Consider the following 17,287-nt stretch of genomic DNA (forward strand, 5'->3'; position numbering starts at 1 on the left):
ATTTTATTTTTTAATTTGATTTTTTAATTTTTCAAAAACAGGGTTCTCAACTTTCACATTAAATTCTTTTTTCAATTCATTGACCCAATTTTGCTCTAAATATTGTTGGTATTCATTTACTAATTTACCTCTACATTCATCAAGAGTTTTAGAACCTGCAGGAAGCACCTCTTTCACATTGGTTATATAATAATATTCCCCTTTATTTGTGATTTCAGAAACTCCCATTTCCATTTTTGTGCCTTTAGGTAATGCCTCTGCTCCTTCTTCATATATTCCTTCAAAAAACATTACACTTACGTTGTCTTTAGAGTTGAATTTATCTTTGATAACTTTAGACGTTTGATTTTTCTTCAACATACTTAAAACTTTTTTCATTTTATTGATGTCTGTCGAAGAGTAAATTTCGGTATTCACTCTGGTTTTCCAAAGGTGTTTGTCTTTTTGAGTTTCATAAAAAGCCTTTAATCCAGTGGTATCTGATTTAGAGCGTTGCCAAATTTCTTTATCCATTAAATCAAATAACAAAAGACCATCACGGTATTCATCCATAACTGCAGAAAATTCTGGAAATTCATTTTCTAAGTTGTCATTATAATATTGATTTCTTTTTTCATCAACGAAAGAGTCAAATAGAAAATTAGTTAGTTTCTCTATAGGTCTAATTGCAGAACCCGCTTTTTGTTTTGAGAAAACATAATCTAAGAATTCGGTTCCTTTGTAACTTTTTGTTCCAATTGAGAATACGGTTTTATCGTATTTCTTCACATCAGTTGGAACCGCCCATTTGTTCTCAAAAAAAGCATCTGTAACCGCTTTTGATAAATCAGCATATAATTTTGCTTCTTTTTTTATTGGATATTTTGCTCTTAATTTTTCTGTTAATGAATTCGTAATCAATCTAGAACGATCATCTTTGCTAATTTTATTCTCTAATTCTAATTTTGAATCTTCATAAGACTTAACCGGAAACTTATCCATTAGTCTTACAATATGCCATCCAAACTGAGTTTCAAATGGTTTTGAAATTGGATTTTCTTTAGTTAAAGAGAACGCTTGGTTTTCAAATTCTTCAGAACTAAGTTGTCCAGAGGCAAAACGATTTAGCGCTCCGCCTTTTGATGCAGAAGATTTATCTTCTGAAAATTGTTTTGCTAATTCTTCAAAATTTTCTCCTTGTTGTAATTTTTGATAAATAGCTTCACATGTAGCTTTAGCATTTTCAACAGCAACACCTTCTTTGTTTTTTAATATCATAATATGAGAAACAGCAACCTCACCACGATTATCTCTAATGTCATTAACTTTAATTAAATGATATCCAAAACGCGTGCGAACAGGCATTGAAACGGAACCAAGCGAGGTGTTATATGCACCATTTTCAAAGGCATAAACCATTTTAAAACTAGTAAAATAACCTAAGTTACCTTTATTGTCTTTAGCAGATGGATCTTGAGAAAGTGCTGCTGCCAAGGTTCCAAAATCTTCACCATTTTGAATTCTAGATCGAATTGCCATTACTTTATTATATGCTGCTAAAGTATCTGCTGGAGCCGCATTCTCATCGGCTAAAATTAATATGTGCGAAGCATTTACCTCTTTTAGTAGTCTTTTATAACCTTCATCTACAAGTTCTTTGGTTACTTTAGAATCGGTGGTGTAATTCTTTGATAATTGAGTTCTGTAGCTTTTTAATTCGGTTTGGTATTGTGAATTGTTTTGCAATCCCAATTTATTTGCTTTAGATACTTTTAATTTATATCCAATAAATAATTCTAAATATAGATTCAAATCTTTTTGAGATTCGTCTTTTACTAAATCTAAGTTTTTATTATAAACTCTTATAAATTCATCAGTATAAAATGGTTGGTCATCAATAGTAAATAAAACTTCTTTGGAACTAGATTGCGCATTTGCAACTAAAAAAAATCCCATCAAAAATCCTAAAAAAACATGCTTTAACTTCATTGTCAATTCAATTAAATTAAGTTATACAAAACAATATAAATTATACATTTAGATAAATCTAAATACAATCAACAAAAGTAACAAATAGGAAGTATTAAACAACATTAGTACCTACTATTAACAAAAATTTATTAACAGAAATTGATATTGCCATTGGAAATACCAACTAGCATTAGTTATTTATTTAATAAATAGTATTTTTGCAATCCATTACTAGAACTATGAGCTTTTTAAAAGAAATATTACGCCGCAGAACATTTGGGATCATCTCGCATCCCGATGCTGGAAAAACAACCTTGACCGAAAAATTATTACTTTTTGGGGGGGCTATTCAGGAAGCGGGAGCAGTCAAAAACAACAAGATAAAAAAAGGTGCGACGAGTGACTTTATGGAAATAGAACGCCAAAGAGGTATTTCTGTTGCCACCTCAGTATTGGCTTTTAACTATAAAGACAAAAAAATTAACATTCTAGATACTCCAGGGCACAAAGATTTTGCAGAGGACACCTTTAGAACATTAACCGCTGTTGATAGCGTAATTGTTGTAATTGATGTGGCAAAAGGAGTTGAGGAACAAACTGAGAAATTAGTTTCGGTTTGTAGAATGCGTAAAATTCCAATTATTGTATTCATCAATAAGTTAGACCGAGAAGGAAAAGATGCGTTTGATCTTATGGATGAAGTAGAGAAGAAATTAGGTTTACAAGTAACTCCGTTAAGTTTTCCTATTGGAATGGGATATGATTTTCAGGGTATATACAATATGTGGGAGAAAAACATAAATCTATTTAGTGGTGACAGCAGAAAAAACATTGAAGACACTATTGCTATATCGGATTTAATGAGTCCGGAACTTGATAAATTGATTGGTGAAAATCCAGCAATCAAATTGCGGGAAGAATTAGAATTAATTGAAGAAGTTTATCCGGCATTTAGTAAAGAAGAATATTTGGCAGGTAATTTACAACCGGTATTTTTTGGTTCTGCTTTGAACAATTTTGGAGTTCGCGAACTTTTAGATTGTTTCGTAGAAATAGCTCCAACACCTAGAGCAAAAGAATCGGATACGCGATTAGTAAATCCTGAAGAAGAAAAACTATCTGGGTTTGTATTTAAGATTCACGCCAATATGGATCCAAAACACCGCGATCGATTGGCATTTATTAAAATTGTATCGGGAACTTTTGAAAGAAACAAACCCTATACACATGTTCGATTAAATAAAAGTTTAAAATTTTCGAGTCCGAATGCATTTTTTGCAGAAAAGAAAGAGATCGTAGATATTTCCTATCCAGGAGATATTGTTGGATTACATGACACTGGAAATTTTAAAATTGGAGACACTTTAACTGAAGGAGAGAATATGAATTTCAAAGGAATTCCGAGTTTCTCACCAGAGCATTTTAGATACATTAACAATGCCGATCCAATGAAAGCAAAACAATTGGAAAAAGGAGTTGATCAATTAATGGACGAAGGTGTTGCTCAATTATTTACTTTAGAAATGAATAATCGAAAAGTAATTGGTACCGTTGGTGCGCTTCAATACGAAGTTATTCAATACCGTTTAGAGCATGAGTATGGTGCAAAATGTACCTACGAAAATTTCCCGGTTCATAAAGCGTGTTGGGTAAAACCCGATGATGCAAAAAACGAAGAGTTCAAAGAATTCAGACGCGTAAAGCAAAAGTTCTTAGCGCATGACAAATACAATCAATTAGTATTTTTAGCAGATTCAGATTTTACTATTCAAATGACGCAAAGTAAATACCCAAGTGTAAAATTATTCTTCACTTCAGAATTTGATTAACTATTATTCTATTTAAAATAAAAAAACCTTCTCAAATTGAGAAGGGTTTTTTATATATTATCATTTACAAGTTAGTTAGCAAAAAAAAAGAGCCATCATTCGATGGCTCTTTTCTATTTATAAAGTACTATTAGTTTTTAATAACTTTAACTGTTTTTGATACTTCATCAGAAGTAACTTCTATAAAGTAAGTACCAGTTGCAAATCGAGATAAATCAACTTGTGTAGTCGTAGAATTAACTTTAGTATCAATTACTTGTTGACCAAGCATGTTGAATACTTTAATTTGAGTTATTTCTTTAGAGTAACTAATGTTTACAATATCTCTAGTTGGATTTGGATAGTAAGAGAAGCTTGACATATCAAACTCTTCGTTACCTAAACATGGTCCAGAAGCAATAACTACTAATCTTGGTCCTTCACAACCATTAACAGTTTGAGAAACATAATAGAATGAATTCAATACTGCAGGAGTTGATGTAGGGATTGAAGTAGTTGAAGTACTTGTAGCATACCAAGTTAATACAGCACCAGTATCACCAGTTACTACAAAGTCAGCAATTGTTTCTGTAATACATGCATCTTGAAGAGAAGCACCAGTTGGCGCAGCAACTGTGTTCACAGTTACAGCAACAGACAATCTTGGGCTCTCACATCCATTTAATGTTTGAGTTACAAAATAAGTACCTGTTGACAATGAAGTAGATCCAGCTAAAGCAGCACCACCTGTTGCAACATTATACCATCTAATTGAAGTTCCTGAAGCAACTAAACTAGATACAGTTACAGGACCACAGAATGTTTGAGCAGATGCAGTTGGAGCTGAAGTTACATTTACAGTAACAGCTACAGCAGTTCTTGGACCTTCACAACCATTAGTTGTTTGTGAAACATAATAAGTACCTGATGCTAAAGCAGTACCTGAAGTTAATGCTGAACCAGCAGTAGCAACATCGTACCATGTTAATGAAGAACCAGAAGGAACTAAATCAGCAACAGAAGCACTTCCACAGAAAGATTGTGCAGATGCATTTGGAGCAGAAGGTGTTGCATTGATTGAAACAGTTACTGCTAATCTAGGAACACTTTGACATCCATTAACGGTTTGTGAAGCATAATAAGTAGTGCCATTTACTAAACCAACCGCTGTCCAGATTGAAGCTGGATATTCAACACCGCCAGTTGCAGCGCTATACCATCTAATGTTACTTCCAGTTACTGAAAGTTGAGATAGATTAGCAGCTCCACAGAACGTTTGAGTAGCAGCACCAGTTGGTGCACTTGTCACATCAATAGTTACAACTACTGGGCTAATTACATTACAACCTGTAGCATTATTAGTAATTTTAATATAATAAGTACCTGAAGTTGTTACTGCAGCAGGTGTTGCTAAAGCAACGGTTGCATCAGCATCAGTGAAGTATGACAATGTCATTCCTGTTGAACTAGATCCAGCAGTTACAGCCGCAGCAGTTAAATCAACCGTTGCAGGAAAACAAGCTGTTGCAGGGTTAGTGATTGTTAATACTGGTAATGGATTAACCGTTACTGTAACCGGAGTTATTGCAGAAGAACAACCATTTGCATTACTAGCAACTATATAATAAGTACCAGAAACAGCAACAGCAGAAGGATTTGCTAATGGCGTAGTAGCATTATTATTGCTCCAATATGTATATGAAACAATATCTGAACTTGATCCAGTTGTAACTGAAGCAGCAGTTAAATCAACAGTTGCAGGAGCACAAACAGTTACAGCATTAGTAACCACTGTTGGCAATGCGTTAATTGTAACAGGTACAGTTGCAGTTCTTATACAACCAAAAGAAGAAACTGATGTTGCAGTATAAGTTTGAGAACCAGCTTGCGCAGATTTCACATAAACAGTAGCAGAATTAGCATTAGCAACATAAGGAACAGTTGCAGCAGCATCTGTATACAAATTAGTTGCAGGAGACCATGTAATGTTACTTTGTGTTCTTGCAATTTTCACATTATCAATTAACCAACCGTAATAATTTGTACTAGAATCTGTAGTATAACGGAATCTAATTCTAAACTGTGAAGTTAATGCAGCAGCAGGAACATTAAATGTTTCTGTTTTCCATAAACTTGTTGCAGGACCTGTACCAGGAGTAGAAGCATCAGTTGTAAATGTATTATTCCAATCTGTATAACTTGTTGAACAAAATCTTGCATTACCACCAGTAAATACTGTTGTAGATGCTGAACCTACATAACTAGTTGAACTAAATGTATCCCAAGTATCACCACCATTTGAAGAGTATTGAACAAAACCAAAATCCCAGCCTTGCTCCATACCTGCAATATGAGAAAAAGTAACTGTAGCACTTGTAGCACCATTTAAATCAACATTTTGATTTAATGTTAGTCTTTCATTTGCATCTGTATTAGCGGTAGTAAATAACAATGAACTAGAACCTTGAGAATAATAAGTATTATCAAGAGTTGCACTTGCACCTCCGGTAACTCCAAATTCTGAAGGAGATACCTCCATAGTTTGAGTGTAAGCATTTTGAACAAAGTTACCACCAGCAGCGGTTAACATTTGAGTACTTCCAACGCATACTGCAGGAGCAGCAGGAGTAATTGTTATTGCTGTTGGTAATGGATTCACATTTACTACATAAGATACCAAGTTGCTACATACACCAGCAGATTGAGAAGCTGTTAGGGTATATGAAGTAGTTGTAGTTGGGTTAAATGTCCAACCATTTGCACCACTAGTAACACCTGTAGCAGGAGACCAAGTATATTGATCATAATCTGTTGCGCCAGTAATTACAGTAACAGGAGCAGTAGTATCTGCCTCACAAATAGTAGTTGTAGCTCCGCTAATAGCAAATGCTGGAGGAGCATTCAAGGTAGCTGTAACTGGTACACGAGTACCATTACAAAATTCTTGAATAGTAATATTATGGAAGTAATTGTATGATGTACTATCATTTCCAAGATTATATCCGGTAGTAATACTTCCAGAAGTACCTAATGAATATGGATAGTTTACTCCAGCAGTAACTCTATCAGCTGATTCAGAATAAGAAGCTAATAATCTATAAGTACCAGGTACCACATCAAAATTAATATTCATGGTATACCAACTCGGATTAGCGCCTTGAGGAACTATTACATTAGTAGAAGCAACTTGAGTTCCAGTTGCATCATCAAGTAAACGAATAGATACCGTATTACTAACATCAGTATCTTGAGAATAATACTCTGCAGAAACCAATTTAAATGATTTAGTAGCTGTGAATACAACACCTCTTTGAGAAAACCAAAAAGGAGAATTTGGAAGAGTAGCTGTTCCTATACCATTACCAGCTAATACTGGCTCATTAGCTCTTTCTTCAACATAATATGTAGTTGAAGCAGCAGTTAATAACGGAGTAGTAAATGAACTAGTAGAAGCTAATACAGCAGTACTAGTTGGACTTGCAAACCAATTCACACTATTACTTGCACTAGATGGTGTAGCAGTAAGTGTAAATGCAGCACTATTAGCACATAATGTTTGTCCTACAACAGTTGGTTGCGGATTATTTACTGTAACAGTACTAGATGAAGAAACTATAGTACCCGCATTATCTGTTACTGTAACTGTATAAACAGTTGTAGCAGTTGGTGTAACAGTTAAAGTAGAGCCTATTTGACCTGCAATTGGACCACTAGCAGTACTCCAAGCATAAGTATAAGGAATACAACCACCTGATGGCACAGCAGAAAGTGTTGCAGATGAACCTATACAAACAACTGTAGTTGCTGGTGTTACTCCACCAGATATTGCTAACGGAGCAACATTCGTTGAAACTAATACATTTTGACTAGAACTACAACCAGTTGCAGCAATAGTAGACGTAACAGTATAAGTAGTTGTTGCACCAGTAGGAACAACTGTAGTGCCTGAAGCTGTATTTAATACATTGGTAGCACCATTAGTCCATGACCAGTTATAATTAGCTACATTATTAGTAGGTACTATACCTGCAAAAGTAATCATTGGACGAGTTGAACTAGTAGTTGAGGTTCCATTCCATCCTGCCGGAGTAGTACTACCCGTGTAAGAACAAACATCAGTTGCTGTTTGAGAATCTACATAACGAGCATTTGCTGAAACAAAAGGTGTTGTATCAACTTTAACATTAGATGCAGTATTAAATGTGTTACCATTACTCCAACAGAAGCTCAAAATAATGTTTGAAGTTCCATCCCAATTATAAGGGGTACTAAAATTAATAGTATTAACACCAACAGATGGAGTAAATGTTCCAGAATAAACATTGTCAGAAACATTCTCAATATTTGTTGTTAGAGCTGATAGAGATGTAGCTCCAATATTTACTCCAAAACCAGATAGAGTAGAACCAGCAGAAGTAATATCAATTCCTAATGAAGTAATATTTCCAGCAGATAACCCTAATGCTGTAAGTTCTGAAGCTTTAAATAAATATTGTGTTTTTACACCGCCATAACCTCCATAAAATGGATTATTTGCAGCACTTGTAGATGTGGTTGCTCCAGATCCTACAGTAACATTTCCGTTACCATTTTCAATGATTGTAGCTTCAAGTGCAATTGTACTTCCAGCACAAGCAATAGAAGGATTAGCAGTAGCAGTAGTAATAACTGGCAATGCATTAACAACAACAGTAACTGTACTAGTAGTTACACATTGAGGAACTGAACCTGTTGCAGCAGCTGTACCTGTAGCTGTAATAGTATAAGTACCAGCAGCAGTTGGTGTAGCAATTAATGGTGAACCAGGAGTACCATTTACAATTCCACTTCCATCTTGAGATGACCAAGCATAAGTATATGTTTGTGAAGGAGTAGAAGCTGTATTTACAGAAGTTAAAGTAATACTCTCACCTAAACAAATAGCTGCACTACTTGTAGTAGCAGAAATTAAATCAGGGATAGTCACAGTAACTAAAACTGGTGTACGAGAACTTTCACAGTTTGTTATAGGATTAACTAAAGAAACATAGAATGTTGTAGTCGCACTAACATCATTAGTGTAAGTATTTAAAATACTTGATTGTAAAGGTGTAGCTGCAGTATTTGAAGCATACCAATTAATGACTGGAAAACTAAAATTATTAGGATCTGTTACGCTTGCAGTTGGCTGTTGTGTTCCACATTGAGATGAAGGAACTGCAACAGGTGACAACGGTTTAGCAATAACATTAACCGGTATAGTTTGACTTGCACTACAACCTTCAGCTGAAGTTGCTGTTACAGTATAAGTAGTAGTAGTAAGAGGACTTGCTGTTACAAAAGTACCACCTGTAGAACTAAGACCTGTTGACGGTGACCATGCATAAGTAAGTGTTGGTGAAACATCAGCAATACTCTCTATTCTAATTGTATAGTCTTGTGTTGATCCACTTCCCATAGAAATACAAGCACTAGTATTACCATTAGTATTACCAGTCTGTCTTGTACGAATACGCATACCCGTTTGTCCAGCAGTAGCATTTGCAGGAATTGTAATATTTACAGAACCTGAAGATGCACTTGTCCACAATTGTGTCCATTCTGAAGCATCATAAACTCCATCTCTATTAAAATCAATCCATACAGAAGCAATACTTGCTGCATCTGATTGCACATTTAATGCATAGGTTTGCCCAGCAGTAACCGTAGTAGTATTTGTACCTGTAGCAGGATAAATATCATAAAAAGGTGCCACTTGGGTAACTGCATTTGAAAGTGTATTAAAAGTAACAGATGAAATATTAGAAGCACCTAAACTTGAAGGAACACAATAAACAGCTGGTAAACCAGAAGGACCAGATGAAAGCATTTCAGAGGTAGCTGTTAATGTTGTAGAAGTACCTTCACAAATTGTACTTAACGAAGCTGCCACAGTAACTGGTGGTATTGCATTAACCGTAATTGGTAAGGTAACTACACTACTACATAATTGACCGGTAGCTTGACTAGCAGTTAAAGTGTAAGTAGTAGTTTGTGTTGGATTAAATATCCATCCTGTAGATTCATTTCCAGTAACACCAGTACTTGGTGACCAAACAAATTGACTGTAATCTGAACTACCTGCAGTTAATGTAACCGCACTTGAACTAGCTCCAGCACATAGAGAAACTGAAGCAACACTTATTGTTAAAGCTGGTGCAGGATTAATAGTTGCAACAACCGGAACTCTAACACTATTACAAGTTGCAGTAGAAACTTCAACAAAATAAGTAGTAGTAGCAGATAAAGAAGGTGTTGTAAATGTTAAACCAGTTCCAAGAGCTGTTGTAGAAGTTGCAGTAGCATACCATTTTACATCAGTAGGAGCTGTAGCATCGCTAGTAGCAGCTAAGCTTAATGTACCAACACCACAACGCGTTGCAGGAGTAATTGATGTAATATTGTAAGCAAATGAAACTGAACTATTAGAAGAATAAGAAGGTGTTCCATTACATGCAGTAATTTTACATCTGTATATTCCAGCTTGAGTTGGAGTTGTTGTGTAAGCATGCGTTGGACTTCCTAATGACAAAGCGAAGAAACCGTTAGGACAGTTATTAAAGTTTGCACCTCCATCGTTAGATACTTCCCATTGCATTGTTTTACCATCAGGGCTTCCAGTAAAGTTAGTATTGAAAGTAACTTGCTCACCTGCACACAATGGTCCAGTAGCTGTAGAAGTAGTTGTAATTCCTGTTGGAGCTACACCATCTAATACCGCCATTGTAACCTGTGCAGAACCCGCTGGGTTAGCACAACCTGTAGTTTGATTTGTATATGAAATTGAGTAAGTAGTAGTTTCTAGCGGAGACACACTTTGTGAGAAAATGTTAGTTCCTGATGCTATAGTACTAGTACCTGCAGAATCGGTTTTAGTCCAAACTGTTGTATAGTTTGAAGGTGGAGCAAATCTCCATGCTAATGGTGTAAGAATTTCATTAGAAACCCCGTTCCAAAAATTAGCGGCATTTGTAGTACAATTTGGAGCAGTTGCTCCAATTGTTTTATCACCATTTTGCAAACCAATAAATTTATTTCTAGAATCATTAATAAAAGAACCTGTAGTAGCAGCAGGATTCGAAGCTCTAATAACTCTAATATCAATAGTACCAAGAGTTTCATAAAAAACAGCTTCAGCAGAATTAACTCCATCTGTAGCAGTAGTTGAATACCAAGAGGTACAATTATCATATTGAACAATTAATCTACGATTTGGAGCAACTCCTTCAGTCCAATAAGTCACTTTTCCACGACCAAAACTAGAATTTCCACCTGTTGCACCCAACTGTAAGTCACGTGCACAAACAGCAATAGTATTAGCAGGATTTGAAGCATTTGGAAAACCACCAACAAAAGAAAATTGTGTAGCACCTGTAGCTCCAAAATTTATTGTTCCATTTGTAGCAACATTAAGTGTTGTATAATTTGTTCCAAAAAAATTAAATGAAAATCCTATTGGAAGTGAATTCCAAAATCCATCATCCAGAGAACCACCTGATAAAGTTGTAACAGCAGTACCTGCATTTGTCAAAACTACTGCACTGGCAGGAGGTGTTGCTAAAGCAGTTGGAGCTGGAATACAAACAGCAGTAAAGTTCCCGGCACTTAATCCAGATTCAATAGTTGCAGCAGTACCCGGACAAACCCCATCAGCCGTTGTAGTAACGTTAGCGGTAGGCAATGGATATACACCAACAGAATAGAATGCACTAGTAGTACATGCACCAGAAACTGCGTCAACTTTAAAATCAGATGTTACTGCCATTGTTGCTGTAACACTACTACCAGTAGTTGCAGAAAGAGTTGCACCACTAGTTAAAGCAGTCCATGTGTAAGTAATTGAAGGATCTACAGGAGAAACACTTAAAACAGCATTTCCACCCGTACCACAAAAAGTAGCAACAGAAGAGGTAATAACAGTAGGTTGTACCGTAACCGTAACCGCTTGTCTTGCTCCATCACAAGAACCATTATTTTCTGCAACATAATATGTTGTAGTTGAACATAATGCTGGTGTTGTAAAAATATTCCCAGTAAATTCCGGTGTACCACCTGTAGCAGTAGTATACCAATTCATAGTACCAGTTGTTCCTGTTGCAGTTAAATTCACTGTAGCACCTAATACAATACTAGGAGCTGCAGGAGTTACAGCAGGAGCGCTTGGAGAAGGAGAGACAACGATTGACTGCGTACCCAATATAGTACCTCCATTTTTAGTAATCGAAACGACACCATTAGAGCCATTTCCAGCAAATCCTGAAATAGTAGTTGCATTAACCACTGTAAATGCAGTAACCGGTGTACCACCAATATTAACAGCGGTAACACCAGTAAGATTTGCACCAGTAATAGTAAATGTACCTGAATTAGCACATAATGCAATATTATTTATATTGTCTATTGTAGCTGTAGCACTTGCCCATGCATAGTGGTTTCCATTTGTTAAAGTTATAGGACCTGGAGTTGTTGTAGCAGTAGCTCTAGAACCTGTAGCAGCAAGTGCACCAGAAAGACCAACTGCAGCACTTCTAATATTCCAAGGACCAGTTAAAGAAGTAGACTCAGCTACAAATGTATCATTTTGAGTAGAGGTCAAAGCATCCTGTGAATTGTAATTCAATGTAATTGTTGGATTAGTACCTGCCGTTCCAGCAGCACCTAAAACCGTTGCAGTCTCCACTTTAAATGCACGAGAACCCGTTGCAAGACCAGTACCATTAGTTCCATTAGTTGGAGCAGCGGTATCAGAAACTTTTAAATTAATAATATCTGAACCTGTTGTTGCTGTTGTAGGAGTTGTACCAGTAGCAATTGCAACTGTACCTGAAAAAGGGAAATTGAAAGTACCAGAACCACCACGACCCATTAAGGATATTGTACCGTTTCTTACAAAGCCTTTTGTAGCTCCAAAAGTAGAAGTTGTACCAGCATAACCGTTCCATGTAAAATTAAGATTTTTTGTACCTAAATTAAGAATATTACCATAACTGTCTCCACTAGCTGTAAGAACAAGTGGTGATGGTGGGAATGTACCTAATGTAGTACTTGTACCAGAACTAATTAATGTAAGGTTATCTGTTAATGTCATACCTGCGCTTCCAGCTCCACTCAACCATAATGCATGCATTTTTCTGCTCGAAGGCACATATGCATCATCCAATTGAGTCACTGCAGCTGTAGCAGGAGTAAAGAAATTTATTTGTAATTGATAAGCAGCAATACGAGCAGTTGGCGCTGTAATTGCTGTTGTATAAGTACCTCCAGTAGGAGTAGCAGATGCATTACCAACAGCAACTGATGGAGCAGCAACATAACCAAAACCGGAATTAGTAACTGTAAAGTTTGTAATTTGACGGTTTGTTCCTATCACAGCAGTAGCTGCAGGCCAACAATTTGTTGGAAAAGCTAAAGTTGCGCCAGTTCCACCTCCACCACCAGTGAAAGCTAATGTAGGCGGTGTGATGTATGTTTTAGTTACAGTAGTATTCAAGTAAACAGAAACCACTTTACCTTGATTTACAGTAATTGTAAAATCTCCAGTAACTAGAGCAGTAGCTCCTGCAGGTTGAGTTCCACCTGTTACAGTAATAGTTGGAGCAGCAGTATATCCTGAACCACCACTAGTAACTAAATTTAAAGCAGTTGGACCAGAAAAACCAACTTGTGGAGCAACAGTATAATTAGCACCACCATTAGTAGTGAATACATCCCCAATTCCAGAACTAGCTTGAGGATTTGCACTTAATGCAGAAACATTTTGATCACTATTAATAGTCAATCCACCCGTTAAAGTAGCTTGTCCAGATTTTTGAGTAATAAAATAAGTACCTCCAACTAAACTTTGAATAACACAAACGGTTGCAGCAGCACCAGAACCAGTACCCGCATTAACTCCAACTGTGAAAGCAATTGAAGGAGCAGAGGCATAACCACTACCCGCATTAGTTAATGCTAAACTTCGAACTGTTTGTGAAGTAGCGTCATAATTTACGCTTACTTTAGCAACACTTCCAACATATAAATAATTATTTACAACACCAGAAGTATGAACAGGAACAGCTACATCAGTATTTGCTGTTGCAAGGTTTGCAGCTGTTGCTAAATATAAATTATCCCCATAAAAATATTGAGTACCCGCAGTTGATGCAGCATTGTATGGATAAGGTGTACCTAAAGTACCAATTGTTCCTAACCATAATAAATTATCTACTACACCAGTAGTATGTGTTGGAGCAGTAGCTCCAATATTACCACCAATACAAACATATACATTGTTACCAGAAACATAACGAGTTCCTTGTGTTCCAGTAGTATTTGCAACCCAATGTGTTAGTGTAGTTCCAAAAACTATTGGAGCAACACTATAGGCACTACCCATAGCAGTAACTGCAACACTTGCAACTTGAGTATTTAAATTTGCACCATGTATCATGGCCGTATTATCAATTCTCAATTTACCGTTTGTATTTAATGTACCTGCGGTTTGAGCAATTTGACCTATCAATGTTAAATCTTGTGTTGTATTTATAATGTTATTACCAGAAAAAGAAGTTAATGCTCTAATAAAACCTCTAGTACCATCTCCTTCAAAAGTACCTGTACCACTAAGTGTAGAACCAGTACCATTAAATTGAAGCGAAGCATAGGCAAGGTTAGCATAACCATTATTAACAAAATTACCAGCAACATTAATAAAAGATCCACCAAACGCAGTTGAGTAAGCTAATAGCCTACCACCAGAATTGATAGTTAAATTATTAGCAATTGTCAAAGCATTTGTTGTTGATGAAGGAGTTGTTCCATTCCATTGTAAAATTCCTGAAATATCTAAATTTCTGTAGGACATATTTTGATCTGCAGTAACAATTGAACCAGCAGGAATAGAAACATCATTACCAGCTGGAGGAACAACCCCTCCAACCCATGTAGCAGCATTACTCCATAAACCACCACCAGCAGTTGTTGTAAATGTAGCAGGTGCTACAACTGTAAATGAATATACAGAACAAGATGAAGGTCCACCAGCAGTACTAGTAGGAACAACCATCCAATAATAAGTAGCGCCTAGCGTTAAAGCTGCAGGCGTATACGAAGCTGTTGCCGATGCTGTTACAACTCTAACAGATGCAGTTTTATTTGTAACCAAAGTAGCATTAGTACTAAAATACACATCATATGTAGGAGCTGGTAAACCATTACCAACCCAAGTTATTACCGGTGTAGAAGTTACTCCTGTAGCAGCATCAGCTGGAAATGGAGTTGTTACACAGGTAGGTAAAACTGGTGATAAAGTAGCTTGTGTACCTAATAAAGGAGCAGATTCTCCTTCTACATAAGCCACAATTCTATAATAATAGGTCGTACCAAAAGTTAATCCTGTTTGTGCAGAAGTGTATGCAGTACCCGTTCCAGCACTAGTTGTGGATAAAATATTAGCACCTACTTGGGTAAAAGTTATATTATCTGTAGAACGGTATACTCTAAAACCAGTTTCATTTGTTGAGTTATCAACCCAATTCAAAGTCATTCCCGTTTGAGTTACGGCTGTTGCTGTAAAAGTTATAGGAGCAGCATCAGCTAAAACTGGTAACCTTGAAGTTAAAGAAATATTATCAATACTTGCAGGAGGCTGTGTCCCACCCGAATCATTTTTCCAATGAAATATTAATCTAAAAGTGGTACCCGCTAATGAAGCTGGCAAATTAATAGTTGCAGTTTGAACAGTTCCTTGTAAATTTCCATTTCCTAACCAAGTTGCTCCAGTAATTCCTGCAGGAACATTTGCAGCACCTGAACCAGGATATGTAGTAGATCCTGATGGAACAACTGTTGTTGGCGCATAAAATACTTGCCAGTTATCCCATATAGATTCTCCTTGACAAATCCAATTAAAGCTTAATGTAATAAATGTTTCACCAGCAGGAACAGTTATATCTCTCCAAAAGAAATTTGAAGAGTCACTTCCAGTCGTGTAGGAATTTGCAACACCATTATTTGAGATGTAAGCAGAATTTCCTGCAATTGGCGCTGAAGAAACAGCAGTTCCAATTATCCAAGGATTATTAACTGAACTTGAATTTGTCCATCCATTTGCTGCAAATGTTGTCCCATTTTGAAAACCACCATCACCTGTTGGTGAAATTAAAGTATTTTGTCCTTGTGCAAAAACAAAAGAAAACAATGCTACAAACAGGGTGACAAACGAAAGCCAGGTTCGTTTTTTTGCCGTGTACGAGATGTCTTCTTGTTTTAGAGAACTTGTTGAACCTGCGGAAAGACAGGTTTCAACTGAATCGTAATTGTTTATCATAATTTAGTATTTAATTATTCTATGTAATTGACAAATATATATTTTTTTTATAAACGAACAAAAAATGTTAATAAATTATTTAAATTAAATTAAATTTATGTTATTTTCTCTTTATAATATTAAAAAAATTAACATAATTTCTAGGTTAGTAAAAACGAAAAGAAACAAAAAAACCGCCTATTTAAAGGCGGTTCGTGAATATTTATATTTTAAAATGTTAATTTTTCAGGATTCTAACAGTAGTAAAAAATTCTCCAGAAAATAATTTAACTAAATAGGTTCCTGCGGCCAAGTTACTAACATTGATAGTTGCTGAAGTAGCGTTTGGAACTGCTATTAATACTTTTTGACCTAGCACATTATACACTTCAACTTCTGTAATAGAATCTTTGTATGTAAAGTTAATAACATCTTGAGTTGGGTTAGGATAAAATACCAAGAAGCTCCTATCAAAGTTGGCAAGTCCCAAAGCGTTAACAGTAACTAACACCGATTGCAAATTGGAACAACCTCCACTTGTTACAGTATAACTAATAGTTGCAGTACCTTGAGTTACTCCTGTTACCACTCCATTAGGGTTTACTGTTGCAACTGCCATATTACTACTAGACCAAACACCGCCTGGCGTACTACTTGCTAAATTTGTATTTGCATTAACATCAACAGAAGTTGTTCCAGTTATCGCAGCTACTATAGGCAAAGGATTTACAGTTACAGTTACTGCTTGCGGTGCCGTGTAACAAGGTCCCTCACCCCCAATTATATAATAGGTACCTGCAGTTGCAGCTGTTGGTGATGTATATAAAGTTGTAGCATTCGCATCAGTATAAAACTGATAACTTAATGATGTATTTGAAACAGTTGAATTTAAGTTTATCGTTGCTGGCGCACAAACTGCAGCTGGATTGGTTACCGTAAATACCGGTAATGGATTTACAGTTACAGTTACTGCTTGCGGAGTAGTATAACAAGCTCCCTCACCCCCTACTATATAATAGGTACCTGCGGTTGCAGCTGTTGGAGTTGCATAAATAGTTGTAGCATTCGCATCGGTATAAAACTGATAACTTAATGCTGAATTAGAAACTGTTGAATTTAAGTTTACCGTTGCTGGCGCACAAACTGCAGCTGGATTGATTACCGTAAATACCGGCAAAGGATTTACAGTTACAGTTACTGCTTGCGGTGCCGTATAACAAGC

The 17,287-nt window shown here is 36.1% G+C and carries 4 protein-coding genes; 1 reads left to right on the plus strand and 3 read right to left on the minus strand.

Annotated elements, in window-relative coordinates:
* Positions 1 to 3: 3 nt before the first annotated feature.
* Positions 4 to 1,968, minus strand: a complete 1,965-nt coding sequence (locus ABWO08_RS07950) for a peptidylprolyl isomerase (protein WP_353084960.1) — start codon at positions 1,966 to 1,968, stop codon at positions 4 to 6.
* Between the two features lie 221 nt (positions 1,969 to 2,189).
* On the opposite strand from ABWO08_RS07950, the gene ABWO08_RS07955 reads away from it, so the two are divergent.
* Positions 2,190 to 3,779: a peptide chain release factor 3 gene (locus tag ABWO08_RS07955; protein WP_353084962.1), complete on the plus strand. Its 1,590-nt coding sequence runs from the start codon at positions 2,190 to 2,192 to the stop codon at positions 3,777 to 3,779.
* 130 nt (positions 3,780 to 3,909) lie between these two features.
* Here ABWO08_RS07955 and ABWO08_RS07960 read toward each other — a convergent pair whose 3' ends face one another.
* Together ABWO08_RS07960 and ABWO08_RS07965 are read right to left on the minus strand one after the other, a co-directional pair.
* Positions 3,910 to 16,086, minus strand: coding sequence for an Ig-like domain-containing protein (locus ABWO08_RS07960; RefSeq protein ID WP_353084964.1), 12,177 nt, complete (start codon positions 16,084 to 16,086; stop codon positions 3,910 to 3,912).
* Positions 16,087 to 16,303: 217 nt separating this feature from the next.
* A partial coding sequence (locus ABWO08_RS07965; RefSeq protein WP_353084966.1) for a T9SS type A sorting domain-containing protein occupies positions 16,304 to 17,287 on the minus strand: 984 nt, incomplete at its 5' end.

Source organism: Flavobacterium sp. (assembly GCF_040383245.1).
Taxonomy (GTDB): Bacteria; Bacteroidota; Bacteroidia; order Flavobacteriales; family Flavobacteriaceae; genus Flavobacterium.

What these genes read in the sequence shown, in the direction of transcription:
- ABWO08_RS07955 (WP_353084962.1), top strand. Translation starts at nt 2,190, where the DNA reads ATGAGCTTTTTAAAAGAAATATTACGCCGCAGAACATTTGGGATCATC.
- ABWO08_RS07950 (WP_353084960.1), bottom strand. Translation starts at nt 1,968, where the DNA reads ATGAAGTTAAAGCATGTTTTTTTAGGATTTTTGATGGGATTTTTTTTA.
- ABWO08_RS07960 (WP_353084964.1), bottom strand. Translation starts at nt 16,086, where the DNA reads ATGATAAACAATTACGATTCAGTTGAAACCTGTCTTTCCGCAGGTTCA.